Consider the following 24,512-nt stretch of genomic DNA (forward strand, 5'->3'; position numbering starts at 1 on the left):
CCAATCCCGGCCTTTTCACCGCTCGAACTTGGTCGACAAGATGATCGAGGAGGTGGTGCGCTCCACCCCATCCACTGCGCCGATGCGGTCGGTCAGCACGTCCATGTCGTTGACCCCCGGCACCACGCCCAGCGCGATCAGGTCGTAGGAGCCGCTGACCGAGTGCAGCACGCGGATCTCGTCGATCTCGCGCAGCGCCTTGACCACCGAGGTCATCTTCTTCGGCAGCACGGTGATCAGGATGTGCGCGCGGATGTGGCCCTGCTCGAAGTCGCCGCGGGTGCGCACCGTATAGCCGCAGATCACCCCCTCGCGCTCCAGCCGCTCGATCCGGCTCTGCACGGTGGTGCGCGACAGGCCGAGCTTGCGGGCGATCTGCGCGGTGGAGGCGCGGGCGTCCTCGCGCAGCAGCGAGAGCAGGCGTTCGTCGGAGGACGTGATCTTCATGCGCGGCCGGATTTCGTCGAATCGACGAAATTATCCGATTTCCTGCACAAATCAACTCTGCCAATCGACGATCCGGTCCTGATAATAGAAGGTCTATCGCTAGACGACCCGCCTCCAGGAGATCCCGCATGTCCGTACTCGGCCCCCTCGCCCCGCTGCGCGCCCATGCCGGCGAACGCCTGACCGCCGGCCTGGACGATGCCAGCATCGACCGCCTGGCCGCCTCGCACCCGCAGTTGGGCGCCGCGATCGAGGCCGCCGGCGCGGACCATGCGCGCCTGGCCGCGGAGTTCGCCGACCTGCTCGAACTGGACGAGGTCGAGCAGATCCGCACGCTGCAGGCCGGCTTCGTCAATTTCTACGCCGACGACGCGGTGACCCCGTACGTGGCGCTGGCCGCGCGCGGGCCGTGGGTGGTCACGCTGAAGGGCGCGGTGCTGTACGACGCCGGCGGCTACGGCATGCTTGGCTTCGGCCACACCCCGGACGCGGTGCTGGAAGCGATGGCGCGGCCGCAGGCGATGGCCAACGTGATGACCCCGAGCCTGTCGCAGCTGCGCTTCGACCGCGCGCTGCGCGCCGAGATCGGCCAGCAGCGCGGCGGCTGTCCGTACAGCAAGTTCATGTGCCTCAACTCCGGCTCCGAAGCGGTGGGCCTGGCCGCGCGCATCGCCGACATCAACGCCAAGCTGCAGACCGATCCGGGCGCGCGCCATGCCGGCGCCAGGATCAAGCGCATCGTGGTCAAGGGCAGCTTCCACGGCCGTACCGACCGGCCGGGCCTGTATTCCGATTCCAGCCGCAAGGCCTACGTGCAGCACCTGGCCAGCTATCGCGGCGAGGATTCGGTGATCGCGATCGCGCCCTACGACGTGGAGGCCCTGCGCCGCGCGTTCGCCGACGCCGAGCAGCACGGCTGGTTCGTCGAGGCGGTGTTCCTGGAGCCGGTGATGGGCGAAGGCGACCCGGGTCGCGCGCTGCCGCCGGCGTTCTATGCCGCCGCGCGCGAACTTACCCGCGCCCACGGCAGCCTGCTGCTGGTCGATTCGATCCAGGCCGGGCTGCGCGCCCACGGCGTGCTGTCGGTGGTGGACTACCCCGGCTTCGAACAGCTCGATCCGCCGGACATGGAAACCTATTCCAAGGCGCTCAACGCCGCGCAGTACCCGCTGTCGGTGCTGGCGGTGACCGGACATGCCGCGCAGCTGTACCGCAAGGGCACCTACGGCAACACCATGACCAGCAACCCGCGCGCGCTGGACGTGGCCAGCGCCACGTTGGCGCAGCTGACCCCGCAGGTACGCGCCAACATCCGCGCGCGCGGCGCCGAGGCGGTACAGAAACTGGAGAAGCTCAAGAGCGAGCTCGGCGGGCTGATCACCCAGGTGCAGGGCACCGGGCTGCTGTTCTCGTGCGCGCTGGCCCCGCAGTTCAAGTGCTACGGCGCCGGCTCCACCGAGGAATGGCTGCGCCAGCACGGGGTCAACGTGATCCACGGCGGCGAGAACTCGCTGCGCTTCACCCCGCATTTCGCGATGGACAGCGACGAACTGGACCTGCTGGTCGGCCTGATCGGCCGCGCGCTGCGCGAGGGCCCGCGCCTGGCGCAGGCCGCCGCCGCTTAAGGCCGGCTGGCACATGGTGCAGGAACTGGCCGAGGCGATCGCCCGGCCGCTGTTCGAACTCGTCCTGCAGTTGTTCGGCTACTGGAGCGGCCGCCTGCTGCTGCCGGTGCTGTCGCTGGGCTGGATCCGCGCCGAAGCCCGCCGCGACCGGCCACCGCGGCGGCCCGGCAAGCGCCGCCACGGCCAGCCGCTGTTCTACCGCAACGCCAGCGGCAGCCTGATCGCCAGCGACGACGCGGTGATCGGGGTCGGCCTGCTGTGCTGGGCACTGCTGGCGCTGGCGGCGTTCCTGCTCTACCGCATGGCGCAGTGAGTCGCGCGAGCGCGGCATCCCCCGGACGATTCGACCGCACCTCATAGCGCCACCGATTCGAACGAAACCGATCGATCGGCTACGGCCGCGCGCGTGGTGCCGGCGAAGGGCGATCTGCGCGCGGGTTGCGCGGCAGATCGCCATCCACCTCAGCGCGCGCACTCCTTCAGCCGCAAGCTGCGCGCGATGTCGCGCCAGTCGAACGCGGCCACCGCCTGGTCGTCGTGCAAGGCATAGAACACGCCCTGCGGGAAGCGCCTGTCGCCGCGCTGATCCAGCCACACGCCGTCGGTGTTGGCGGTGACCTTGCCGGCGAAGGCGCCGACATGCGCCAGCGTCTGCCGGTCGAACACGTGGAACAGGCTGCGGTCCTTGAACTGGTCGGTGCCGATCCAGTAGCCGCTGCCGTCGGCGCAGCTCAGCAGCGCGATGCCCTCGGCCTGCGCCTTGTACAGGTCGGCGCCGATGTCGCGTCCGCGGTACTTGCCGTCGGCCAGGCCGTATTCGCGCAGGCGGGTGCCGCTGGCCACGTCTTCCTCCGCCAGCAGCAGGCGGTCGTGCGCCGGATCGGCGTACACCGATTCGGCGATGCGGATCGCGCCGGCCGCGGAGGTCTCGCCGAAGGTCTGGGTCAGCGTCGCGGTCCAGGCCTGGCCTTGCCTGCGCAGCTGGTAGCGGCGGAAGCGCTGGCCCAGCTGCGCCAGCGGCGGCACGGTTTCCTCGTCCGCGCCGAGCATGTAGTTGTCGCTGACGATGACCTCGATGCCGCCGTCCTTCGGCTGCGCCCACAGCCCGTACGGCTTCTTCAGATCCTCGGCGCCGAACAGCGCGACCGAGGCGAAGTCCGGCAGCGAGAAGGCCTGCACGCGATGGTTGTCGCGCTCGACCACCAACGCCAGGTCGCCGACCACGGCGATGCCGTTGGGCCGGTCCATCTGCCCGGGCGCGGCGCCCTTGCCGCCGACGGTGCGCAGGCGCTGGCCGCTGTCGCCGTCGAACACCACCAGCTCGCCGCTCTTCTTGGCGGTGGTGATGATCCAACGCTGGCCCTGCGGCGTGGTCCAGCTGGCCGGCGAATCGAGGTTGTCGGCCGGGGTGGACGCGGTGAGGAACGCTTCTGCGATCACCTCATGCGGCAGCTTGGCCTCGCTCAGCAACGGATCGTGTTGCGCGCCCTCGTCCGGTTCGCGCTCGGCCGCTGCCGGCTTGGCGACGGGCGTAGCAGGTACCGCCGCCGCGCCGGTCGACGGCGTGTTGGCACAGGCCACGAGCAGCCCGCAGGCCAGTGCGAGCGCCCCCAGGCGCAGCATCGAATGCGCGCCGGTCACAGCTTCACCCGCACGCCGACGGCGAAGGTGCGCCCGTATTCCTCGTACTGCTGGGTGTGCGCACGCGTGCCCTGGTAGCGTTCCAGCGGCTTGTCGAGCAGGTTGGAGGCGTCGAAGTACAACTGCACGGTGTCGGTCATCTGGTAATCCAGACTGAAATCGAGCTGGGTGTTGGGCGCCACGAAGATATCGTAGTCGCGGGCCTTGCCCAGCTCGTCGAGGTACGCGCTGCGGTACACCGCCGAGAGCCGGGTGGAGAAGCCGTCGCGTTCGTAGCCGAGGAAGGCGGTATAGACGTTCCTGGAGGCGCGCGGCAAGGTGAAGTCCTCGCCTTCGCGATCGTCCAGGCCCGGGTCGAACTCGGTATGCAGCCAGGTGCCGCTGACGCCGCCGAGCAGGCCGTCCCAGCCTTCCGGCAGGAACGCGAACTGCTGCTGCCAGTTGAACTCGGCGCCGTAGACCTTGGCGCGCTTGCCGTTGATCGCCATGCTGACGTCGTAACCGGCGTAGGCCGGCGCATTGTCGATCACCGTGTCCACGATGTAGCCGTCGATCGACTTGCCGAACAGGCCCAGCGAGACGATGCCGGTCTTGCCCAGGTAGCGCTCGAACGACAGGTCGAGGTTGGTCGACGCGTAGGGATCCAGGTTCGGATTGCCCAGCTCCACTTCCTCGTCGTCGTTGTTGATGGTCGCGTGCGGCGCGACCTGGCCGAAGCCGGGCCGCGACACGGTCTTGTTCAGCGCCGCGCGCAGCGACCAGTCCTCGCCGCCGTTCCAGCGCAGGTGCAGGCCCGGCAACACGTTGGTGTAGCTGCTGCTGGCCTGCAGCGCGCTGGCCGCGAACGACTCGCCGTCGTCGCCGACGTCGACCTGGTAGCCGCTGGCCTTGAACCGGGTGCTCTCCACGCGCACGCCGGCGATCAGCCGCAACGCGCCGATATCCCGGGTGCCCATCGCATACGCGGCCAGCACGTCCTCCTTGGCGACGTAGTCCTCCGACAACGCGCCGACCGCATTGCTGCCGACATCGCCGTCGTCGGCGCTGTACTGGCTGCCGTTGCGCGCCCAGTAGGCGCGCATCGCCGAGGAACTCAACGCCTGGCCCAGGCTGTTGTGGCGGTGTTCGGGCGGCGCCACGGTCCAGTCGGCCAGGTCGATGTCGGGACCTTCGGACAGCTCGCTCTCGTTCTTGTCCACGTCGCGGTCGCGCCAGCGCCCGAGCAGGCCGAATTTGTAGCTGGCGTTGTCGGCGTCGAAGCGCACGTTGATCTTTGCGCTGTATTCGTCGTCGTCGGTGCGGCCGGGCGAGAGCACGAACTTGTCGAACACGTAGTTGCCGTTGGACACCCAGTCGTCGCCGGACAGGCCGATGGCCGGCAGGCGGCCGTTCTGGTCGATGGTCGCGTCGAGATCGTCGCCGTCGTACTTGAAGCGCGCCTCCTTCTCGTCGTTCACCCGCTCGCGGGTCTTGGTATAGCCGGCCTGGTAGTCCAGCACCGCGCCGCCCAGGTTGTTCTCGCCACCGAAGCTCGCCGCCAGCGTGTCCTGCTGCTTGGTGCGGTAGCGCACCCGCTTGGACAGCTTGTCCACCGGCGCCGAGTAGGTGCCGTCGCCGTTGGCCTGGATGTCGTCGGCGTCGAAGGAGATCACCGTGTTCTGCCGGGTCTCGGCATCCTTGAAGCTGCTGAACAGCGTGCGCAGGTAATAGCGGTTGTCCTGGTCCGGATGCCAGTCCAGGTTGAGAGTGGCGCCGATGCGCTTGCGGTCGATGTGGTACTTGCGGCGCTGCTGCTCGACCATGACCAGGTCGCCGTTGTCGATCGCGTCGTACTCGCCTTCGGTGTTGTCGGACTCGAACTCGCGGTCCTGGTAGTTCAGGCCCAGCGCGATCCCGAACGTGTCGTCGGCGAACAGGTCGCTGTAGTTGAACGAGGCCTTGGGGCTGGTCTTGCCGCTGAGCTGCTGGTGATTGGCCTCGAGCTTGGCGCGGATGCTGCGGCCGTCGCGATCGAACGCCGAGGCCGACTCGACTAGGATCGCGCCGCCGATCGCATCGCCGGGCATGTCCGGGGTCGGCGACTTGACCACCTTCAGCCGCTCGGTGGATTCGGACGGGATCACGTCCATCGGCGCGGCGCGGTTGTCGCTCTCCGGGGTGCCGATGGCGATGCCGTCGATGCTGACGCTGTTGAGCGCCGCATCCAGCCCGCGCACCACCACGAAACGGCCCTCGCCCTGGTCGCGGGTGACGCTGACCCCGGGCAGGCGCTGCAGCGATTCGGCCACGTTCTGGTCCGGATAGTCGCCGACCTCGTCGGCCGAGACCGCGTCCAGGATCGCGTCGGCGCCACGTTTGAGATCCACCGCGCGGGCCTGGGCCTCGAGTTGCGGGCGGACTTCGACCCGCTCCAGATCGATCGCCGCATCGGCGGCGTCGGCGGCCTGCGCGCCGTAGCCGGCGCAGGCGGCGCCGAGGCCGAACGCGATCGCCACGAACAGCGGAGTCTTGCTAGGCACGGTATGCACGGATGCGGATCCCCATCTAACGTTAAGAATTGGGAAACAACATATTTCCGACACGTTGCGTGCTAGTGACACGCCGGCGCCGGACAGGCAGCTGGCGGCCACGGAGCCGGCTGCGGCACACTGTGCGCACCCCCGTTGCGAGTGCGCCCATGAAGATCGTCGAAGTCCGCCATCCCCTGGTGCAGCACAAGATCGGCCTGCTGCGCGATGCCGCACTGAGCACCAAGGGCTTCCGCGAACTGGTCACCGAATTGGGCACCCTGCTCGGCTACGAGGCCACCGCCGATCTGGAAACCGAGACGCACACGATGGACGGCTGGGCCGGCCCCACCCAGGTGCAACGCATCGCCGGCGCCAAGATCACCCTGGTGCCGATCCTGCGCGCGGGGCTGGGCATGCTGCCCGGTGTGCTGGCGCTGATCCCCGCGGCGCGGGTCAGCGTGGTCGGCCTGCAGCGCGACGAGGAGACGCTGCAACCGGTGCCCTACTTCGAGCGCCTCACCGGCCGCCTGGAGGAACGCGACGCGCTGATCCTGGACCCGATGCTGGCCACCGGCGGCACCCTGATCGCCACCGTGGACATGCTCAAGCGCGCCGGCGCGCGGCGGATCAAGGGCATCTTCCTGGTCGCCGCGCCGGAAGGACTGCGCGCGCTGGAAGCGGCGCATCCGGACGTGGAGGTCTATACCGCCGCGATCGACGACCACCTCAACGACAAGGGCTACATCCTGCCCGGCCTCGGCGACGCCGGCGACCGCATCTTCGGCACCCGAGTGGGTTGAGCCCGCCGCCGCCGCGCGCGGCGGCACTCACAAGGCGTTCGTGTCCACGTTCTAGGCAAGGCGGCCATGGCCGTCGCTGCCCCAGGCGGCGGCCGCGGCCCGGTCTCCGTCCGCACCCCCGCGGCGGGCGTCGCCGTCGGCGCGCCCGCTGTCCCACCGCGGACGCGCCGGGCCGGCCGCATCCCTCCTTCCTTCAGGACACGGCACATGAGCTATTCCCTCAATCAAGCCTCCAATCCGCTGGCGATCGGCCCGCAGCAATTCGCGCAACTGGATCTGGAAAGCGGCAACAACCAGGGCGCCCTGTTGCAGTTCAGCACCTTCCTGTCCAGCGTGGGCATCGCCGTAGTGAGCAACGGCAACCTGATCGGGATCAATCTCCCCCTCTACGACAACCTTGGCGAAACGTTCACCGCCGCCGACGTAGCGACGGTGCTGAACGTGTTGCAGACCGGCCTGGCGCCGGGAAGCACGCCGCCTTGCATCGTGTTCGGCCAACTCGCCTACTGGGAAAATTCCGCCAGCCAGGCCTACCAGGCGCTGATCACGGCATTGGCGCCGCAGGATGCGGTCGGACTCGGCAATGTCGCGCCGGCCATCGGCGTCAACGACGGCGGCGTGCCTTACCTGATCCAGTCCTAGTGCGCTCGCGGTGGCGGCGCGCTGCCGCCACGGCGGCCGCGGGCATCGGCAAGCGGGACGCAGCCGTCAGGCGACGGCGCGGCGGCCACCACGCAGCGCCGGCACCGCCGGCGCACCACGCTCAGCGCTGCAGGTTCTGCAGCGCTGCGCTCACATACACCAGCGGCGCGTTCCAGTTGATCGCCACCTCGTTGCTGGCATAACTGCATTCCTGGTCCAGGTAGGACAGCGCCGGCAACGACGAGGCGTAGGCGTGCTTGCACTCCCGGGCGTCCTGCTGGCCCGGCTGCGGACCGCCGACCAGCAGGCCCGGCACCGGCAGGGCGACGCCATCGGCGATGGAGATGCGATGGTGGATGTGCAGCGGCGAACGCGCGCCGATGCCGGTCACGAACGACATGCCCAGCGGGTTGCGCCCGAGCACGTAGTCCAGCTGCGACTGCGCGGCCTGCAGGTACTCCGGCTTGCCTTGCAGCCGATAGGCCTGCAGCAGCAGCATCGCCTGGTTCAGCGCGGTGCTGTTGCTGCCCCAATGGAAGTCGCCCGGGGCCATCGCCACTTTCCACGCCGAGCCCTGCCAGGCATGCAGCAAGTGCGTGGCCACGCTGTCGATCTCGTGCGCGATACGCGCCTGGTCCGCGTGCGCGGTCAGCCGCGTGCGGTGCTGCGCCAGCGACATCCACGCCAGCCCGCCGACCGAGCCCCAGTTCGGCACGCTCGCCGGCACGTTGCGCGCCATCGCCGCGTCGTAGAACGCATCGTCGCCGGTGGCCAGGTACAGTTCGGCCGCTGCCCAGGCGAACTCGTCGTCGAGCTTGTCGTCGTTGTAGCCGCCGGTGTGCACGTCCGCCGGCTGCCGGTAGACCGCATCCGGATGCGCCTGCGCCCACGCCCAGGCGCGGCGCGAGGCCTGCAGCATGCGCTTGGACACGCCGTCGAAGCGGTCGTCGAACGGGGCGTAGATGCGGCTGGCCTGGGCCATCACCGCCGCGAAGTCGAGCGTGGCCGCGGTGCTCTTCTGCACCACGTAACGCGGCGCGCGCGCCTGGTCGGGCATCTGCATGCCGCCGAAGTCCAGGTTGGTCAGCTTGTGGTAGACCCCGCCGTCGCCCGGATCCTGCATCGCCAGCAGCCACTGCAGGTTCCAGTCGACCTCGCGCAGGATGTCGGGCACGCCGCCGCCGCTGTCCGGAATGCCTTCCTTCTGCGCGGCGAAGTAGGCCGGGAATTGCTCGTAGGCGGCCAGCAGCGTGTACACGGTGATGCCGGAATTGACCACGTACTTGTTGTAGTCGCCGGCGTCGTACCAACCCTTCGGCGCGGAGATCGCGGTGCCGGCCGGACGTCCCGGCGAGGCCGCCGAGGCATGGATCAGCACGTGGGTGTCGGGATGCCCTTCCGCGCGCGCGTGGCGGCCGGCGTACTCGCCGGGCAGCGCGGTGCTGGCGCGGTTGAAGTAATAGGCCTTCAGTGCCGCGCGCGTCACCGCGTCGTAGGCGTCGGCGGCAATGGCGAAGCTGTCCGATGGCGCCAGCCCGTCCACGCGCAGGCGATAGCGGCCCGGTTCCCGCAACGCGGAGAAATCGGCGATGCGCACCGCCTGTTGCGCCGGCGCCCATGTCGCCACCGGCCCCAGTCTGCCGCGCAGCACCACCTTGCCGGAGTCGGCGCGTTCGACCGCGAAGGCGTCGCCGTGGCCATCGGGCACCACCGCGAGCTTGCTGGCGGCCGGCAGATAGCCGACCTGGTTGAGCCGGATCGGCGACATGGCGGCATCCTCGGAACGCGAGGCGCAGCCACCGACGACCAGGCAGGCGAGAAGCAGGCAACGCAAGGCGGTAGGCAGGTTCATGCGCCGATACTGGCCGGCCGCGATGACGGCTGCAAGCGCGGCGCGGCGCGCTTTCAGCCGCCAGCCGGAATGCCGCGGCGCCTGCGGCCTGTCACGCGATCGGGGCTGGCGCCCTAGCCCGCCAGCGACCGCGCCTGCAGCGACGGCAGCTCGTGCGTGGTGACGAAACGGCCCTTGCCGTCGCGCGCCAGTTGCGCCAGCGCGCAGTCCGGGTCGTGGGTAAAGAACAGGTGCACGTTGCGCGCCAGCGCGTCTTCCAGGAACGCGCGCTTCTCGTCGATCAGCAGTTCGGCGTTGCGGTCGTAGCCCATCGTGATCGGCACATGCACCCAGGAGCGCCCGGGGATCAGGTCGGCGCAGAAGGCGACGCCGCCATGCGCCTGGCCCTCGACCTGCTGCGCGCCGACGATCTCGGCCAGCATCAGCCCCGGCGTGTGCCCGTCGCTGAAACGGAAACGCACCGCCTCGCCCAGGCTGTGCGAATAGTCGCCGTCGACCAGCTCCAGGCGGCCGCTGGCCTCCAGCAGGCCGGGCAATTCGGGAATGAAGCTGGCGCGGTCGCGCGGATGCGGCTGCAGCGCGCGCTGCCAGTGCGCCGCGCCGACCAGGAAGCGCGCGTTCGGGAACAGCAGTTCCGGCGCGGCGCCTTCGCGCCATGGCGCCAACAGCCCGCCGGCATGGTCGAAGTGCAGGTGGCTCAGCACCACTACGTCGATGTCGGTATGCGCGACGCCGGCCTCGTGCAACGACTCCAGCAGCACGTGGCGCTCTTCCTGGATCCCGTAGCGCTCGCGCAGCGCCGGCGCGAAGAACGCGCCGACACCGGTCTCGAACAGCACCGTCTTGCCGGCCAGCGGGCGCGCCAGCAGCGCGCGGCAGGCCAGCGCGATGCGGTTGCCGTCGTCGGGCGCGGCCCATTGCTGCCACATCGCCTTGGGCGCGTTGCCGAACATCGCGCCGCCGTCGAGTTTCTGGGAGTTGCCTTGGATGGACCAGAGCTTCATTGCAGGGATTCGGGATTGGGGATTCGCAGAAGCGGGCGACTCAGCGCGCCGGCGCTGCCAGTTGCAGGACCTCGGCGCTGCCGACCTCGTTACGCGGGTCGCTGCCGCCGCTGAGCGTGTTGCTGCGCTTGTCCCACTCCACCGTCTGCAGGTTGCCCCACACGTGGCTGGAACCGCGGCCGCCCTCGGCGCTGTCGCCCGGCAGCTTGAGCGCATGGCCCATCGCCTGCAGGCCCTGCACGGTGGCCGCGTCGAAGGTGCCGGTCTCGGCCTCGATCACGTCCGGCAGCCACTGGTGGTGGTAGCGCGGCAACGCGGCGACCTGCTGCGCACTCAGGCCGTCGTCGTAGCCGAGGATGCCGAGCAGCACCATGGTGATGATGCGGCTGCCGCCCGGGGTGCCGAGCACGATGGTCTTGTCGGCGTTCTCCATGAAGGTCGGCGTCATCGAACTGAGCGGGCGCTTGCCCGGCTTGGGCGCGTTGGCTTCGTAGCCCATCACGCCGAACGCGTTGGGCGTGCCCGGCTTGAGCGCGAAGTCGTCCATCTCGTCGTTGAGCAGCACGCCGGTGCCCTTGGGAATCAGCCCGGAGCCGAACAGCAGGTTCACGGTCTGGGTCGCACCGACGCGGTTGCCCTCGCCGTCGATGATCGAGAAATGGGTGGTCTCGTCGTCTTCCAGCGGGGTCGGCTGGCCCGACAGCAGATCGCTGGGCGTGGCCTTCTCCGGATTGATCGTCGAGCGCAGGCCGACCGCATAGTCCTTGCTCAGCAGCACGCGCTGCGGCACCGCGGTGAAGTCCGGATCGCCGAGGAAGAAGGTGCGATCGCGGTAGGCGCGGCGCATTGCCTCCACCACCAGGTGGGTGCGGTGCACCGGGTCCATCGCCTTCAGGTCGTAGCCTTCCAGGATCTGCAGCATGCTGGCCAGGGCGATGCCGCCGGACGACGGCGGCGGCGCGGTGGTGATGGTCCAGCCCTTGTAGTCGAACCGGATCGGCGTGCGCTGCTTGACCGTGTAGCCGGCCAGTTCCTCGGCGGTCCAGTGGCCGCCGGCCTGCTTGACCCCGGCCAGCAGCTTCTTGGCGGTGGCGCCGCGGTAGAACCCGTCGAAGCCCTTGGCGCCCAGCAACTGCAGCGTGTTGGCCAGCTCCGGCTGCTTGAACAGGTCGCCTTCGGCGATCGGCTTGCCGTTGCGCAGATACACCTCGCGGGTGCCGGGATAGCGCTCCATCACCTCGCGCCGCGACCGGTAGCCCTCGGCCATGCGCCGGTACACCGGGAAGCCGTCGCGGGCGATGCGGATCGCCGGCGCCAGCGACTGTTGCAGCGGCAGCTTGCCGTGCTTTGTCGCCAGTTCCACCAGCGCCGCAGGCAGGCCGGGAATGCCGGCCGACCACGGGCCGTTGACCGAGCGGTCGCGGTCCAGCGCGCCCTTGGCATCCAGGAACTTGTCGGCGGTCGCCGATTCCGGCGCGACTTCGCGCGCGTCCAGCATCACGTCCTTGCCGGTCTTGGCGTCGTGCAGCAGGAAGAAGCCGCCGCCGCCCAGGCCGGAGCTGATCGGCTCGACCACCGCCAGCGTCGAGGACACCGCCACCGCCGCGTCGAACGCGTTGCCGCCCTCGCGCAGGATCTGCAGGCCGGCATCGGTGGCCAGGCGGTGGCCGCTGGCGACGGCGGCACCGGGCGGATGTGCGGCAGAGGCAGCGGCAACGACCGGCGCCTCGGCCCACGCCGGCGGCGTCAGGACCAGGGCGAGCAGCAGGACACGGCGGACGAGGGTTCTCATGCGGCGGGGGGCTCCTGTCGGTAAAACTCGGGATGATCGCGCTGCAGTTGCAGCAGCTTGGCCAGCAACTGGTCGTGGCTTTCCGGGATCGCCGGATCCGGGTCGATGCATTCGACCGGGCACACCACCACGCACTGCGGCTCGTCGAAATGGCCGACGCATTCGGTACAGCGGGCCGGATCGATCACATAGATCGTCTCGCCCATCGCGATGGCCTGGTTCGGGCAGGCCGGCTCGCAGACGTCGCAGTTGACGCAGAGCTCGTTGATCTTGAGGGACATTTCGCTGGATTCGGCACTAACCCGCGTATCTTACCGGATCGGGCCGCGCGCCCCCGCGAAGGGCGCAGCGAGCGCGCGGAACGCAACGTCGCCTTGGCGCGCGGCGGCGGTCGGCGCTGGCCTCGCGACGCACGCCTGCGGCGTTGACACCTGCGCCTCGCGGCGCCTACAGTCGCGCCGTCGAAAATGGCTGGCTTGGTCTCGGTAGGCCCAAGCCCTTCCCTGTCTGTGCCGGGAAGCTCTGGTCCGCGCGCCGCGCGCGATCCCCCGACAGTCCCCGCGTTTCATCCATGCCCGGGGTCTGTCCGTGAGCATGCCGACCCTGCAGCTCCGGCGGATCCGCCATCCCAGGAGCCGTTCCATGTCATCCATGCATCCCCCCCGCTCGCTGCTCGTCTATCTCGGCAACGGCGTGCAAGGCGCCGCCGTCGTCCATGCCGCGCTGCGCCGCGGCTTCCAGGTCAGGGCGCTGGTCCGCGACCGCCGCCGCGCACAGGCACTGGCCGCCCTCGGCGTCGAGCTTGCCGAGGGCGACCTGCGCGATCCGGCGTCGCTGCGCGCCGCCAGCGCGGGCATCGCCCATGCCGTGCTGCAGATTCCCACCGGACCGGAACCGGCGATGCTGGCCCAGGCCGGACATGCGCTGGCGGCGATCACCGCGTGTCGGCTGCGCTCGTTCGTCCTGAAACTGGCGAGCGCGCGTCTGCCCGCCCCCTGCAGCGAACCGAGCTTCGTCGCCAATGCGCAGCTCGAGGACCTGGCCCAGCGCACAGGGCTGCCGTTCGCCAGCGTCTGGCCGACGCTGTACCTGGACAATCTGCTGAAGCCGTCGGCGCGCGCGGACATCGTCGACCATGGCGTGTTCGCGCCGCCGATCGCTGCGACACAGGCGATCGCCTGGACCTCGGCCGAGGACTGCGCCGAGGCGGCGCTGAGCCTGCTCGAGCGCGGCGTCGATGGCGGAAGGCACCGCATCGCCGGGCCGGAGAGCGTGGTCGGCGAGGAATTCGCCGCGCGGCTGTCGGCCGCACTCGGGCGGCGCGTCGTGTACCGCGCGCAGCCGCTGGAGGCGTTCGAGCGCGAGGTCGATGCGGCGCTGGGCGCGGGAAGCGGCCGGCAGGTGGCGTCCAAGTTCCACTTCTTCGCCACGCACCCGAGCCAGGCCGATGCGATCCTGGCCGCGCCGTTCCAGGCACAGCCGGCACTGCAAGGATTTCGTCCTGCGACGATCGGAGAGTGGGTCGGCAGGCGTCGCCAGGCGTTCGGCGCTAGCGCAGGCGACTGAGCTTGCCTCAGCCGCAGCGGGTGGCGGCCGCAGATGGCCGCCACCCTAGGCGGCCCGCCGCGCCGAACGCCTGGCGGGCCGCGTGGGCCGGCGCGCCCGGGCGGGCACGCCGGCGCTGCATCACTTCGCTTCGACGAAGATGTACTCGGCGCCGGTCGGCTGGATCACGGTCTGCACGCGCGCGTTGTCGGCGGCGTTGCCGATGTAGACCACGCGCACGCCCTTCATCGTGTTCGGCTCGACCTTGGCGAAGGCGGCGGCGATCAGGTCGGCCATCTTGGCCGAGGCCGAGGAGCCGAACGCCAGCATGTTGCCCGGCTGGATGCCGCGGCCGATGGCGGTGGTGGCGCTTTCGACCTGGCGATCGTACTTGGCCTGGAAGTCCGCATCCGACTCCGGCGGCAGGTAGTACAGGAACGGGCTGTTGGTGATGGTGCCCATGTTCTGCAGCGCCACTTCCTGCAGGTACTTCTTCCAGCCGGCATCGTCGTCCTTGGACGGCACGGTGAGCGCAGGCTGCGCGTCGGCGGCGGGCGCGGCGGCCTCTTCCTTCTTGCAGGCGGTGAAGCCCAGTGCCAGCGAGGCGATCAGCAGCACGCGTACGGTGTTCTTCATGGATGGCTCCCTTGTTGTCTGTGAATGGCGGACGGCTCAGCGCTGCGCCGCGGCTTGGCGGGCCTGGACCAGCGCCTGCACCACCGACGGCGGCACGAAGCCGGACACGTCCCCGCCCAGCCGCGCGATCTCGCGCACCAGCGACGACGAAATGAAACTGTGTTGCTCGGCCGGGGTGAGGAACAGCGTCTCCACCTCCGGGATCAGATGCCGGTTCATGCTCGCCATCTGGAACTCGTATTCGAAATCCGACACCGCGCGCAGGCCGCGCAGCAGCACCCCGCCGCCGACCGAGCGCACGAAATGCGCCAGCAGCGTGTCGAAGCCGATCACCTCCACGTTGCGGTGCCCGGCCAGCGCCTCGCGGGCCAGGCTCACGCGCAATTCCAGCGGCAGCGTCGGTCCCTTGGACGGGCTCTGCGCCACGCCCACCACCACCTGCTCGAACAGCGGCGCGGCCCGGTTGACCAGGTCGATGTGACCGTTGGTGATCGGATCGAAGGTGCCGGGGTAGACGGCGATGCGGCTGTGGGCCACGGTCATGCGTTGGATACCGCGTGAAGGTCGCCGGGAAGTGTAGCAGCGGTGCGCCGGTACAGGGCAGCGCGGACCTCGCGGCTGCCGCCCTCGCGGTACAGCGCCCACGGCGCCGGCACTGCGGGCGCCTGCCCGGCCGGCGACTCCAGGTACAGCCAGGCGTCGGCGGCCAGCCGCGCCGGCAGCCGCTGCAGCACCGCATCCCACAGCCCGTCGGCGAACGGCGGGTCGACGAAGGCGATGTCGGCCGGGGCGTCGGCGCCCGGCGCCTGCAGCCAGCGCAGCGCGTCGTCCTGCACCACCTGGATCTGCGCCTGCGCCTGCAGCCTGGCGACGCTGGCGCGCAGGCCGGCGGCCAGCGCCGGGTCGCGCTCGACCAGGCAGGCCGAGGCCGCGCCACGCGACACCGCCTCCAGGCCGAGCGCGCCGCTGCCGGCGAACAGGTCCAGCACGCGCGCGCCGGGCAGCGCCGGCAGCAGCCAGTTGAACAGGGTCTCGCGGACCCGGTCGGAGGTCGGGCGCAGGCCCGGCAGGTCCGGCACCGGCAGCCGCGTGTTGCGCCAGCGCCCCCCGATGATGCGTACCTGGCCCGCGCCGGCGCGGCTCATCGGCGGCCTCGCGACGGCCGGGAATCGGGAGGCAACGGGCACGGGATCGGCATCGACGGCGGCGGTACGGAACGGGGCCAGGATGATAGACCAGCGCCATGACGCCCGCTCGCGCCGGCCGGCGCTTGAAGCCGGGCCTGGCCGCCACCATCTCCGCTGACAGAGTCGCGCCCTCCTCCGCGCGGCCAGCCATCACCCATGGAGCAAGCACCGATGAGCGTGGAAACCCAAAAAGAAACCCTGGGCTTTCAGACCGAGGTCAAGCAGCTGCTGCAGCTGATGATCCACTCGCTGTATTCCAATAAAGAGATCTTCCTGCGCGAACTGATCTCCAATGCCTCCGACGCGGCCGACAAGCTGCGCTTCGAGGCGCTGGTCAAGCCGGAGCTGCTGGACGGCGATGCGCAGTTGCGCATCCGCATCGGCTTCGACAAGGACGCCGGCACCGTCACCATCGACGACAACGGCATCGGCATGAGCCGCGAGGAGATCGTCTCGCACCTGGGCACCATCGCCAAGTCCGGCACGTCCGATTTCCTCAAGCACCTGTCCGGCGACCAGAAGAAGGATTCGCACCTGATCGGCCAGTTCGGCGTGGGCTTCTACAGCGCCTTCATCGTCGCCGACCAGGTCGACGTGTACAGCCGCCGCGCCGGGTTGCCGGCCAGCGAGGGCGTGCACTGGTCCTCACGCGGCGAAGGCGAGTTCGAGGTCGCCACCATCGACAAGCCCGAGCGCGGCACGCGCATCGTGCTGCAGCTGAAGGAGGGCGAGGACAGCTTCGCCGACGGCTGGAAGCTGCGCGGCATCGTGCGCAAGTATTCCGACCATATCGCGTTGCCGATCGAACTGCCCAAGGAACACCACGGCGAGGACAAGGACAAGCCGGAAACGCCGGAATGGGAAACCGTCAACCGCGCCAGCGCGCTGTGGACGCGGCCGCGCAACGAGATCAAGGACGAGGAATACCAGGAGCTGTACAAGCACATCGCGCACGACCACGAGAACCCGGTGGCGTGGAGCCACAACAAGGTCGAAGGCAAGCTCGACTACACCTCGCTGCTGTACGTGCCCGGGCGCGCGCCGTTCGACCTGTACCAGCGCGACGCCTCGCGCGGGCTCAAGCTGTATGTGCAGCGCGTCTTCATCATGGACCAGGCCGAACAGTTCCTGCCGCTGTACCTGCGCTTCATCAAGGGCATCGTCGATTCCAGCGACCTGCCGCTGAACGTGTCGCGCGAGATCCTGCAGTCCGGCCCGGTGATCGACTCGATGAAGTCGGCGCTGACCAAGCGTGCGCTGGACATGCTGGAGAAGCTGGCCAAGGACGAACCCGAGCGCTACAAGAGCGTGTGGAAGAACTTCGGCCAGGTGCTGAAGGAAGGCCCGGCCGAGGACTTCGCCAACCGCGAGAAGATCGCCGGCCTGCTGCGCTTCGCCTCCACCCACAGCGGCGACGCCGAGCACAGCGTGGCGCTGGCCGACTACGTCGCGCGGATGAAGGAAGGCCAGGACAAGCTGTACTACCTGAGCGGCGAGAGCTACGCGCAGATCAAGGACAGCCCGCACCTGGAAGTGTTCCGCAAGAAGGGCATCGAAGTGCTGCTGCTCACCGACCGCATCGACGAGTGGCTGATGAGCTACCTCACCGAGTTCGACGGCAAGTCCTTCGTCGACGTGGCGCGCGGCGACCTGGACCTGGGCAAGCTCGACAGCGACGAAGAGAAGCAGGCCATGGAAGAAGCGGCCAAGGCCAAGCAGGGCCTGGTCGAGCGCATCCAGCAGGCGCTGGGCGAGGACGTCTCGGAAGTGCGCGTGTCGCACCGCCTGACCGATTCGCCGGCGATCCTGGCCATCGGCCAGGGCGACCTGGGCCTGCAGATGCGGCAGATCCTGGAAGCCAGCGGGCAGAAGCTGCCGGAGAGCAAGCCGGTGTTCGAGTTCAATCCGGCGCATCCGCTGATCGAGAAACTGGATGCGGAAGCCGACGGCGAGCGCTTCGGCGACCTGGCGCGAGTGCTGTTCGACCAGGCTGCGTTGGCGGCTGGCGACAGCCTGAAGGATCCGGCTGCGTATGTGCGGCGGCTCAACAAGCTGTTGTTGGAGTTGTCGGCGTAAGACTGCGGCACGGACCAAGCACGTGGAAGAACGAAGCCGGCATCGTGCCGGCTTTGTTTATCGGCTTGACCCTTCATGGTCAGCCCTGAAGAACCCCGTATCGTTCGGTAGCCCGAGGGTTTTCACAAAGCGCGACACAGGTGAGAATCCAGGCCATTCCCGTCCGCGCCTTTTCGATGAACATCAGCGATCCCGTCGCACTGTCCCTGGACCAAGCCACCGCGCTGGTCGAACGTATCCTGCGCCATGCCGGCTTCGGCCCCGCGCATGTGCGCACCCTCACCGCCACGATCGTCGCGGGCGAACGCGATGGCTGCGCGTCGCATGGACTCTACCGGACCCTGGGCTGCGTGGCGACGCTGCGCAACGGCAAGGTGGTGGGCGATGCCGAGCCGGTCGTGCACGATCAGGCACCCGGCATCGTCCGCGTCGATGCATGCGGTGGCTTTTCGCTGCTGGCGTTCGAGCGCGGCCTGCCGGCGCTGATCGAAAAGGCGCGCGGCAATGGGCTGGCGGCGCTGGCGATCAACCATTGCGTGCATTTCTCCGCGCTGTGGCCGGAAGTCGAACGCATCACCGAGGCCGGGCTGGTCGCGCTGATCTGCAATCCCAGCCATGCCTGGGTCACGCCGGCCGGCGGCCATACGCCCTTGCTGGGAACCAACCCGCTCGCGTTCGGCTGGCCGCGCGTTGACGCGCTTCCCTTCGTATTCGATTTCGCCACCAGCGCGGTGGCACGCGGCGAGATCGAATTGCACCGCCGCGCCGGTCTGCCGATTCCCGAAGGCTGGGGCGTGGACGCCGAAGGCAAGCCGAGCACCGATCCGACCGTGGTCGCCGGCAGCGGTGGCGCGATGCTGACCTTCGGCGGACACAAGGGCTCCGCACTGTCGGCGATGATCGAACTGATCGCCGGGCCGCTGATCGGCGATCTCACCAGCGCCGAATCGCTGGCGCACGACGCCGGCGCCGGCGCCTCGCCCTACCATGGCGAATTGATCCTGGCGCTGGACCCGGTGCGCTTCCTCGGCGCGGAGTGGGCCACGCACATGACACGCGCCGAAACCTTCTTCGCCGCCTACCAGGACACCGGTGCGCGACTGCCCTCGCAACGCCGCTATCAGGCGCGCGCACGCAGCCTTCGCGAGGGCGTGCGGATTCCACGCGACCTGCATCGGGACCTGCTGAAGTTGCTGGAGTAAGCCGATGCAGCTCGGCGGCGGTACGAGCATCTCGCCCCACCCCGCCCCACCTCACCTCACAGCTGCGCAGGCGACCAGGCACCGCGCCAATCGATCCAAAGCCCTGGCCGTCCAGCGTCAACGGCGACCAGGCATCACGCCGATCGATGGGATTGCCGGGACTGCAGCGGTCGCCGATCTACCGGCAGTCTTGCACTCATCAAACCAGTAGTAGGCGCCGTCACGTTCGCGCAGCAGGCCAGCGCCATGAACGCTGATCGCTACACCCTGAAACTCTTGCCAAAGCGCCCCACGGCGGATCTGCTCGGCACCGGCGGCAGCCATGAACAGGCTGCCGCCGACATCGCGCATCACTACATCGAAGCGTCAGCAGACGCCAATCGGAAACGGCATCTGCAACGCCCTGGTTCGGACTGACAGAACGCAGGCTTAGAACTTCACCGTCGCCCGCGCCCAGTAGTAGCGGCCGAGCAGATCGTAGGTGGCCACGTCGGTGTTGGCGTTGGTGACGTTGTTGGCGTAGTACAGCGGCGGCTGCTTGTCGGCCAGGTTGTCCACGCCCAGCTCGAGGCGGGTGTGCCAGGGCTTGACGTTATAGCCGACCTGCACGTTGTGATACACGTACGAACCGATGCCGCGCACCACGGCGGCCTGGTCGGCGTCGGCCGACAGCCCCTGCCGCGTATCGGCACTGCCGATCTCGGTGCTGCCGATGTAGCGGATGCGCCACGACGCGCTCCAGTCGCCCAGGTTCCAGCTCAGCGTGCCCAGCCCGCGCCAGCGCGGGAAATTGCCGTAGGCGTAGGTGTACTTGCCGGCGTTGTGGATGGTGACGGTGCTGGCGTCGGTGGTATCCGGGTTGATGTCGTAGCGGATCACGTAGGTGCCGTTGAGGCTGGCGTTGAAGCTGCCCCACGCGGTGTCCGGCAGGCGGTAGTTGAGGCTGAAATCGGCGCCGCTGGCCCACAGCTTGCCGAGGTTCACGGTCGGCTCGGCGATGTAGTTGATGGTGCCGTTGTCGTTGCGGTGGATCAGCGCGCAGAACGCGCTGGACGCATTGGCGTAGCACTGGTTGAGCACGGTCTGCGCCGACACCTGGGTGATGGTGTCCTGCAGGTTGATCTTCCACAGGTCCGCGCTCATCGACAGGCCGTCCAGCCAGCCCGGATCGTAGACCACGCCGAAGTCGTAGGACTTGCCGGTCTCCGGCTTGAGCTGGTAGCCGGCCACCACCGCGCCGGACGCCTTGGCGCCGACCTGGTTGTCGGCCTGCTGGTAGCTGCCGTCGGTGGGCACGTTGGCGCAGGCCGCGGCATGGCCGCCGGTGTAGCCGTTGCACGGATCGTTGACCGACGGCGAATCGCCGGCCACGCCGGCGTACAGCTCGTTGATGTTCGGCGCGCGGAACACCTGCGACACGGTGCCGCGCAGCAGCAGGTTCTCGATCGGACGGTATTCCAGCGAGACCTTGCTGTTGGTCTTGCTGCCGACGGTGTCGTAGTCGGAGAAGCGGCTGCCGACGGTCAGGTTCAGCGAATGCACCAGCGGCAGGTCGGCCAGCAGCGGGAACAGCGCCTCGGCATAGGCCTCCTTGACGCTGAAGCTGCCGCCTAGCACGGTGGCGCAGAATTCGATCACCCCGCACATGCCGTTCTCGTCGCCGGTCCACAGCGCATCGGCCGAAGTGGAGGTGCTTTCCTTGCGGTAGGAGACGCCCGCCGCCAGGCTCACCGTGCCGGCCGGCAGGTCGAACAGGTTGCCGTTGGCGTTGGCCTCGAACTGCTTGACCGTGTAGACGCTGGTGACGATCGGGTTGACCACCAGCGCTTCCAGCGCGGCCTTGTTGCTCTCGCTGTTGAGGTTGAACACGTCGATCGGGGTACAGCCGGCGATCACCGCGCCGGCGCTGCCGCACTTGACCGTGCCGTCGCTGTCCAGGAACGAGGGACCCACCGCGGCGTTGAAGCCGGCGTAGTCGAGGAAGCCGTAGTTGATCGACTTCTGCTTGACCTTGCCGTAGTTGACGCTGGCGTCCCACTGCCAGGAGCTGTCGCCGAAGCTGCCGCGCAGGCCGGGATTGATCTGGAAATTGTAGGTGTTGTACTCGTAGCGGCGGTTGCCCAGCACCGTGGCGCGGGTGTTGAAGCTGTTGTACGAGGTACCGGTGCTGCGGTCGGTGCCGAAGTTGACCCCGAACGGGTTGTAGTAGCTGTCGGCCGAGACCAGGAAGTTGTCGCCGTTGGCGAAGATCGGGATCGGCGCGATGATCGAGGACGAGGTGGTCTTGCTGAAGTAGGTGTTGACGTAGCCTTCCAGGTGATCGTTGAAGCGGAAGCTGCCGAGCACGAAGGCGTTGGTGCGTTCCTGCGGGGTCTGCAGCAGGTTGTACGGTTGGTAGTTGTAGGAGTCGGTGGAGGCGACGTAGCAGTGGTACTGGCTGGCATTGGTCGGGCTGCTGCTGCCGCCGTTGAAGGTGACCCGCGAACAGCCGTTGCTCGCCGCCAGCGCCTTGGACTGGGCGGAACCTTCGTCGAAGCTGATGCTGCCGGTCGGCGTGGCCGAGGAGCCCTGCTTCACCGGCACCCCGTCGATCAGCGACAGCGCATCCTTGGAATAGCTGCGCTCGCCGGCCGAGACCGGATCGATGTTGTGGTAGGACAGCCCGGCGACGATGCTGCCGCGCTCGCTGGTCTTGCCGGCGGTCAGCGAGAAGTTGCGGCGGTTGCCGTCGCTGCGCGAGCTGGTGCCGAAGTCGGTGGTGCCCTCGATGCCGTCGAAGCCCTTGCGCAGGATGAAGTTGACCACGCCGCCGATCGCGTCCGAGCCGTACACCGCCGAGGCGCCGTCGCTGAGCACCTCCACGCGCTCGATCATCGTCGCCGGGATCGCGTTGACGTCGTTGCTGGCCAGGCGCGTGCCGTTGACCAGGATCAGCGTGCGCTTCTCGCCCAGGCCGCGCAGCGAGATGGTCGAGGCGCCGGTGCCGCCGCCGTTGTTGGTATTGGGGTTGGTCGCGTTGCCGGCGATCGACGGCAGTTCCTGCACCAGGTCGCCGAGCGTGGCCTTGCCGGTCGCCTCGATCTGCGCGCGGTTGATGGTCACCACCGGATTGGCGGTCTCGGTATCGACCCGGCGCAGGCGCGAACCGGTGACCACGATGCTGTCCAGGGTCTGGGTCTTGCCGTCGTCCGCGCTCGCCTCCTGTGCCAGCGCCGACCAGGAGGTGCCCAGCGACAAGGCGGCGACCACGGCCAGTGCCAGCGGTTGCGGCACCGGTGCGCGGCGATGGGAAGGATGGGGTGCGTGCGGAAACGACATGGAGATCTCCTGAGCGATGGCGACACGTGGCGTAAGCGAAAACGGTGGGCCGAACGGGTCCGCGCCGGCTTGCGCCAACGGCGGAACATGCGATGAGGACGACGCTGCAACAGCGGCGCCGGTGATACGCATCCTGCGCCGCGGCTTGACAAGGCCGGACGCAATCGCGGGGATGCTTGCTGTCCTTCGCACGCTGCACGTGCGCAGATCCCCGGTCCTGCGGTGGGTGGCGAAGGGCGGTGGCGGATCCTGTCCCGCGCACCGGCCGCTGGCCGGAAAGCAAAAGGTCATCACGTTTTAACGATGCAATCACAATGTGCCCGTAACCACGGCCCGCGTCTTGTCGCAATTAGCGGTTCTGCATGCGGAATAACGCATGGTCGCGACACGGCGGCGCGATCGGGCGGCCCACGGGCATGCACGCCCGTTGCTTTCGGTTCAGCCAGGGAGCCGGTGCATGCCGGCGTCGCGCTACGTGGAACTCGGCACAACGCGTGTCGTTCCGTGGCGATGGATGTCATCCATCGCAAAACCGTGCCACGCGCGCAACACGCAGGCAGGCGCGCAGGCAGGACGGACCGCGCCGGTACTGGCGCGTCGCTGCCTTCCTGCCGAACTCAATGCGGGTGCGCGATCGGCGGCGACAGCCGCAACAACACCACGCCATGCGCCGCGACCTGCACGTCGCGCAGCTGGCCGGCGGGATGGCTGCCGCCGCGCCACAGATCGCGCCAACGGCGTCCGCGCAGCGCGGTGCCGGCATCCTCCGCCGTCAGCGCCACACGATGCGATTGCGCATCGCGATTGAACACGCCGAGCGCGACGCCGCCATCGGCCAGCGGCTTGCGCCAGATCTCGATCGCGCCGTCCTTGCGCACCGCCCTGCCCTGCACGCCCAGCGCATCCTGGTCGATCGCCAGCACGTCGCGGTTGCGCAGCAGCGCCAGCGTCGCCGGCGTCATCTGCCGCAGGTCGTTGCCGAGCAGCAACGGCGCCGCCGACAGTGCCCACAGCGCCAGGTGCGTGCGGTACTCGTCCGCGCTCATGCCGCCGTTGCCGATCTCGAGCATGTCCGGATCGTTCCAGCCGCCCGGCCCGGCGTCGGCGGGATCGCCGTTGCGGTCGAAACCGATCGAGGCCATCTTCGCGTAGGTGTCCTCGATGTCGCCGGTGGTGCGCCACAGATGGCCGCCGACCTCGCGCCCCCACTGGCCGACATGGTCGCGGCCGTACTGGCACAGGCTGTAGACGATCGGCCGTCCGCTCGCGCGCAGCGCCTGGCCCATCTGCAGGTAGGCGCGGCGCACCTGTTGCGGTTCGCGGAAGATGCCCTCGCCCGAGCACAGATCGTACTTGACGTAGTCGACGCCCCAGCCGGCCCAGGTGCGCGCGTCCTGTTCGACGTGGCCGTAGCTGCCGGTGTAGCCGGCGCAGGTCTTGGGACCGGGCGAGCTGTACAGGCCAAGCTTCAGCCCCTTGCCGTGCACGTAGTCGGCCAGCGCGCGCATGTCGGGAAAACGCGCGTTCGGCTGCAGCACGCCGTCGCGGTCGCGGTGGCCCTGCCAGCCGTCGTCGATGTTGACGTAGACGTAACCGGCATCGCGCAATCCGGAGGCGACCATCGCATCGGCGATGCGGCGCACGGTGGCGTCGTCGATGTGTTCGGCGAAGCGGTTCCAGCTGCTCCAACCCAGCGGCGGGGTCTTCGCCAGGCCGTCGACCGGCAGTGCGGCATAGGCCGGCAGCGGCGCGACCGGGAACGCCAGCCGTGCCGCATCGGCCTCGCTGCCGCGGCTCGCGCGCACGTCCACCTGCTCGTCCCAGATGCGGCCGGCCACGTGCAGCTGGCCGTGCTCCAGGGTCGCGGTCCACGGCTGCGCCGGCAGCCGCGGATTGCCGTTGTCGATCTGGAAATGGGCCACGTCGCCGTCGATGCGCAGTTGCTGCATCGGCACGTCGCCATACCAATCGGTGGTGATGCTGCCCTGCGCCTGGCCGTCGCGCTGGACGATGCGCAGGTAACGCGGACCGGGAAACGACGGCCCCTGCGCGATCACCCAGATGCCGTGCAGCGGGCTGGCCGGCGCCATCGCCGCGGCCGGCGGCGGCGCGTGCGCGCAGCTGCCGCAGCCAGCCACGGCGATTGCGAGCAGGCCGCGCCACAGCCAGCGACGGGCGGGAAAAGCGAAGCGCGAGCGTGACGCCATCGATGGTTCCTTTCAGGGCGCGACGCCA

General features: G+C 69.0%; 20 protein-coding genes. 8 read left to right on the forward strand and 12 right to left on the reverse strand.

Translation table 11 applies throughout. The features are described 5' to 3' along the window. Window positions 1-15: 15 nt before the first annotated feature. Window positions 16-447, reverse strand: coding sequence for an Lrp/AsnC family transcriptional regulator (locus tag AB8810_RS15035; protein ID WP_179563911.1), 432 nt, complete (start codon window positions 445-447; stop codon window positions 16-18). Window positions 448-575: 128 nt separating this feature from the next. Between AB8810_RS15035 and AB8810_RS15040 the strand changes: the two genes are divergently transcribed. Together AB8810_RS15040 and AB8810_RS15045 are read left to right on the forward strand one after the other, a co-directional pair. Further along, window positions 576-2,072: an aminotransferase class III-fold pyridoxal phosphate-dependent enzyme gene (locus AB8810_RS15040; RefSeq protein ID WP_369914081.1), complete on the forward strand. Its 1,497-nt coding sequence runs from the start codon at window positions 576-578 to the stop codon at window positions 2,070-2,072. Between the two features lie 13 nt (window positions 2,073-2,085). After that, complete coding sequence (locus AB8810_RS15045) at window positions 2,086-2,385, forward strand: hypothetical protein (protein WP_369914082.1); 300 nt, start codon at window positions 2,086-2,088, stop codon at window positions 2,383-2,385. 149 nt (window positions 2,386-2,534) lie between these two features. Here the strand turns inward: AB8810_RS15045 and AB8810_RS15050 are convergent, their stop codons facing one another. Further along, window positions 2,535-3,695, reverse strand: a complete 1,161-nt coding sequence (locus AB8810_RS15050) for a phytase (protein ID WP_369916676.1) — start codon at window positions 3,693-3,695, stop codon at window positions 2,535-2,537. A gap of 14 nt (window positions 3,696-3,709) precedes the next feature. After that, a complete protein-coding gene (locus AB8810_RS15055) occupies window positions 3,710-6,232 on the reverse strand; it encodes a TonB-dependent receptor (protein WP_369916677.1) in 2,523 nt (840 codons plus the stop codon). A 158-nt stretch (window positions 6,233-6,390) separates the two neighbouring features. Between AB8810_RS15055 and upp the strand changes: the two genes are divergently transcribed. After that, window positions 6,391-7,023, forward strand: coding sequence for a uracil phosphoribosyltransferase (gene upp / locus AB8810_RS15060; RefSeq protein WP_145700641.1), 633 nt, complete (start codon window positions 6,391-6,393; stop codon window positions 7,021-7,023). A gap of 207 nt (window positions 7,024-7,230) precedes the next feature. Then, on the forward strand, window positions 7,231-7,665 hold the full coding sequence (locus tag AB8810_RS15065; protein ID WP_369914083.1) for a hypothetical protein: 435 nt from the start codon (window positions 7,231-7,233) through the stop codon (window positions 7,663-7,665). A gap of 121 nt (window positions 7,666-7,786) precedes the next feature. On the opposite strand, the gene AB8810_RS15070 is transcribed toward AB8810_RS15065, so the two are convergent. From AB8810_RS15070 to AB8810_RS15085, 4 genes are all read right to left on the reverse strand, one after another. Then, window positions 7,787-9,517, reverse strand: a complete 1,731-nt coding sequence (locus tag AB8810_RS15070; RefSeq protein ID WP_369914084.1) for a glycoside hydrolase family 9 protein — start codon at window positions 9,515-9,517, stop codon at window positions 7,787-7,789. Between the two features lie 113 nt (window positions 9,518-9,630). After that, window positions 9,631-10,521 carry an MBL fold metallo-hydrolase gene (locus AB8810_RS15075; RefSeq protein WP_369914085.1) on the reverse strand — a complete coding sequence of 297 codons (891 nt, stop codon included), beginning with the start codon at window positions 10,519-10,521 and terminating at the stop codon, window positions 9,631-9,633. A gap of 40 nt (window positions 10,522-10,561) precedes the next feature. Beyond that, the gene (ggt, locus tag AB8810_RS15080) at window positions 10,562-12,313 is read right to left on the reverse strand and encodes a gamma-glutamyltransferase (RefSeq protein WP_369914086.1); all 1,752 of its coding nucleotides are present in this window, start codon (window positions 12,311-12,313) and stop codon (window positions 10,562-10,564) included. Next, the gene (locus AB8810_RS15085; RefSeq protein WP_179563903.1) at window positions 12,310-12,594 is read right to left on the reverse strand and encodes a YfhL family 4Fe-4S dicluster ferredoxin; all 285 of its coding nucleotides are present in this window, start codon (window positions 12,592-12,594) and stop codon (window positions 12,310-12,312) included. Before AB8810_RS15085 ends, ggt begins: the two co-directional genes overlap by 4 nt. Window positions 12,595-12,955: 361 nt before the next feature. On the opposite strand from AB8810_RS15085, the gene AB8810_RS15090 reads away from it, so the two are divergent. Next, window positions 12,956-13,879 carry an SDR family oxidoreductase gene (locus AB8810_RS15090; protein WP_369914087.1) on the forward strand — a complete coding sequence of 308 codons (924 nt, stop codon included), beginning with the start codon at window positions 12,956-12,958 and terminating at the stop codon, window positions 13,877-13,879. 120 nt (window positions 13,880-13,999) lie between these two features. Here the strand turns inward: AB8810_RS15090 and AB8810_RS15095 are convergent, their stop codons facing one another. Genes AB8810_RS15095 through rsmD form a run of 3 tightly spaced genes read right to left on the reverse strand, consistent with a single transcriptional unit; the run spans window position 14,000 to window position 15,639 of the window. After that, window positions 14,000-14,494: a hypothetical protein gene (locus AB8810_RS15095; RefSeq protein ID WP_179563902.1), complete on the reverse strand. Its 495-nt coding sequence runs from the start codon at window positions 14,492-14,494 to the stop codon at window positions 14,000-14,002. Window positions 14,495-14,530: 36 nt separating this feature from the next. Then, complete coding sequence (gene coaD / locus AB8810_RS15100; protein ID WP_179563901.1) at window positions 14,531-15,037, reverse strand: pantetheine-phosphate adenylyltransferase; 507 nt, start codon at window positions 15,035-15,037, stop codon at window positions 14,531-14,533. Beyond that, the gene (gene rsmD / locus AB8810_RS15105) at window positions 15,034-15,639 is read right to left on the reverse strand and encodes a 16S rRNA (guanine(966)-N(2))-methyltransferase RsmD (protein ID WP_369914088.1); all 606 of its coding nucleotides are present in this window, start codon (window positions 15,637-15,639) and stop codon (window positions 15,034-15,036) included. The genes coaD and rsmD overlap by 4 nt, the downstream gene beginning before the upstream one ends. A 213-nt stretch (window positions 15,640-15,852) precedes the next feature. Here rsmD and htpG point away from each other — a divergent pair, with 213 nt between their 5' ends. The 3 genes from htpG (at window position 15,853) to AB8810_RS15120 (ending at window position 19,376) form a co-directional block, all read left to right on the forward strand. Beyond that, window positions 15,853-17,757, forward strand: coding sequence for a molecular chaperone HtpG (gene htpG / locus AB8810_RS15110; protein ID WP_369914089.1), 1,905 nt, complete (start codon window positions 15,853-15,855; stop codon window positions 17,755-17,757). Between the two features lie 176 nt (window positions 17,758-17,933). Then, a complete protein-coding gene (locus AB8810_RS15115; protein WP_369914090.1) occupies window positions 17,934-18,959 on the forward strand; it encodes an Ldh family oxidoreductase in 1,026 nt (341 codons plus the stop codon). 246 nt (window positions 18,960-19,205) lie between these two features. Next, complete coding sequence (locus AB8810_RS15120; RefSeq protein ID WP_369914091.1) at window positions 19,206-19,376, forward strand: hypothetical protein; 171 nt, start codon at window positions 19,206-19,208, stop codon at window positions 19,374-19,376. 12 nt (window positions 19,377-19,388) lie between these two features. Here the strand turns inward: AB8810_RS15120 and AB8810_RS15125 are convergent, their stop codons facing one another. Together AB8810_RS15125 and AB8810_RS15130 are read right to left on the reverse strand one after the other, a co-directional pair. Continuing rightward, window positions 19,389-22,277 carry a TonB-dependent receptor gene (locus tag AB8810_RS15125; RefSeq protein WP_179563896.1) on the reverse strand — a complete coding sequence of 963 codons (2,889 nt, stop codon included), beginning with the start codon at window positions 22,275-22,277 and terminating at the stop codon, window positions 19,389-19,391. Window positions 22,278-22,894: 617 nt separating this feature from the next. Then, on the reverse strand, window positions 22,895-24,484 hold the full coding sequence (locus AB8810_RS15130; protein WP_369914092.1) for a glycoside hydrolase family 27 protein: 1,590 nt from the start codon (window positions 24,482-24,484) through the stop codon (window positions 22,895-22,897). Between the last annotated feature and the right edge of the window lie 28 nt (window positions 24,485-24,512).

The organism is Xanthomonas sp. NCPPB 3005 (assembly GCF_041228095.2).
GTDB classification, from domain to species: Bacteria; Pseudomonadota; Gammaproteobacteria; order Xanthomonadales; family Xanthomonadaceae; genus Xanthomonas_A; species Xanthomonas_A bonasiae.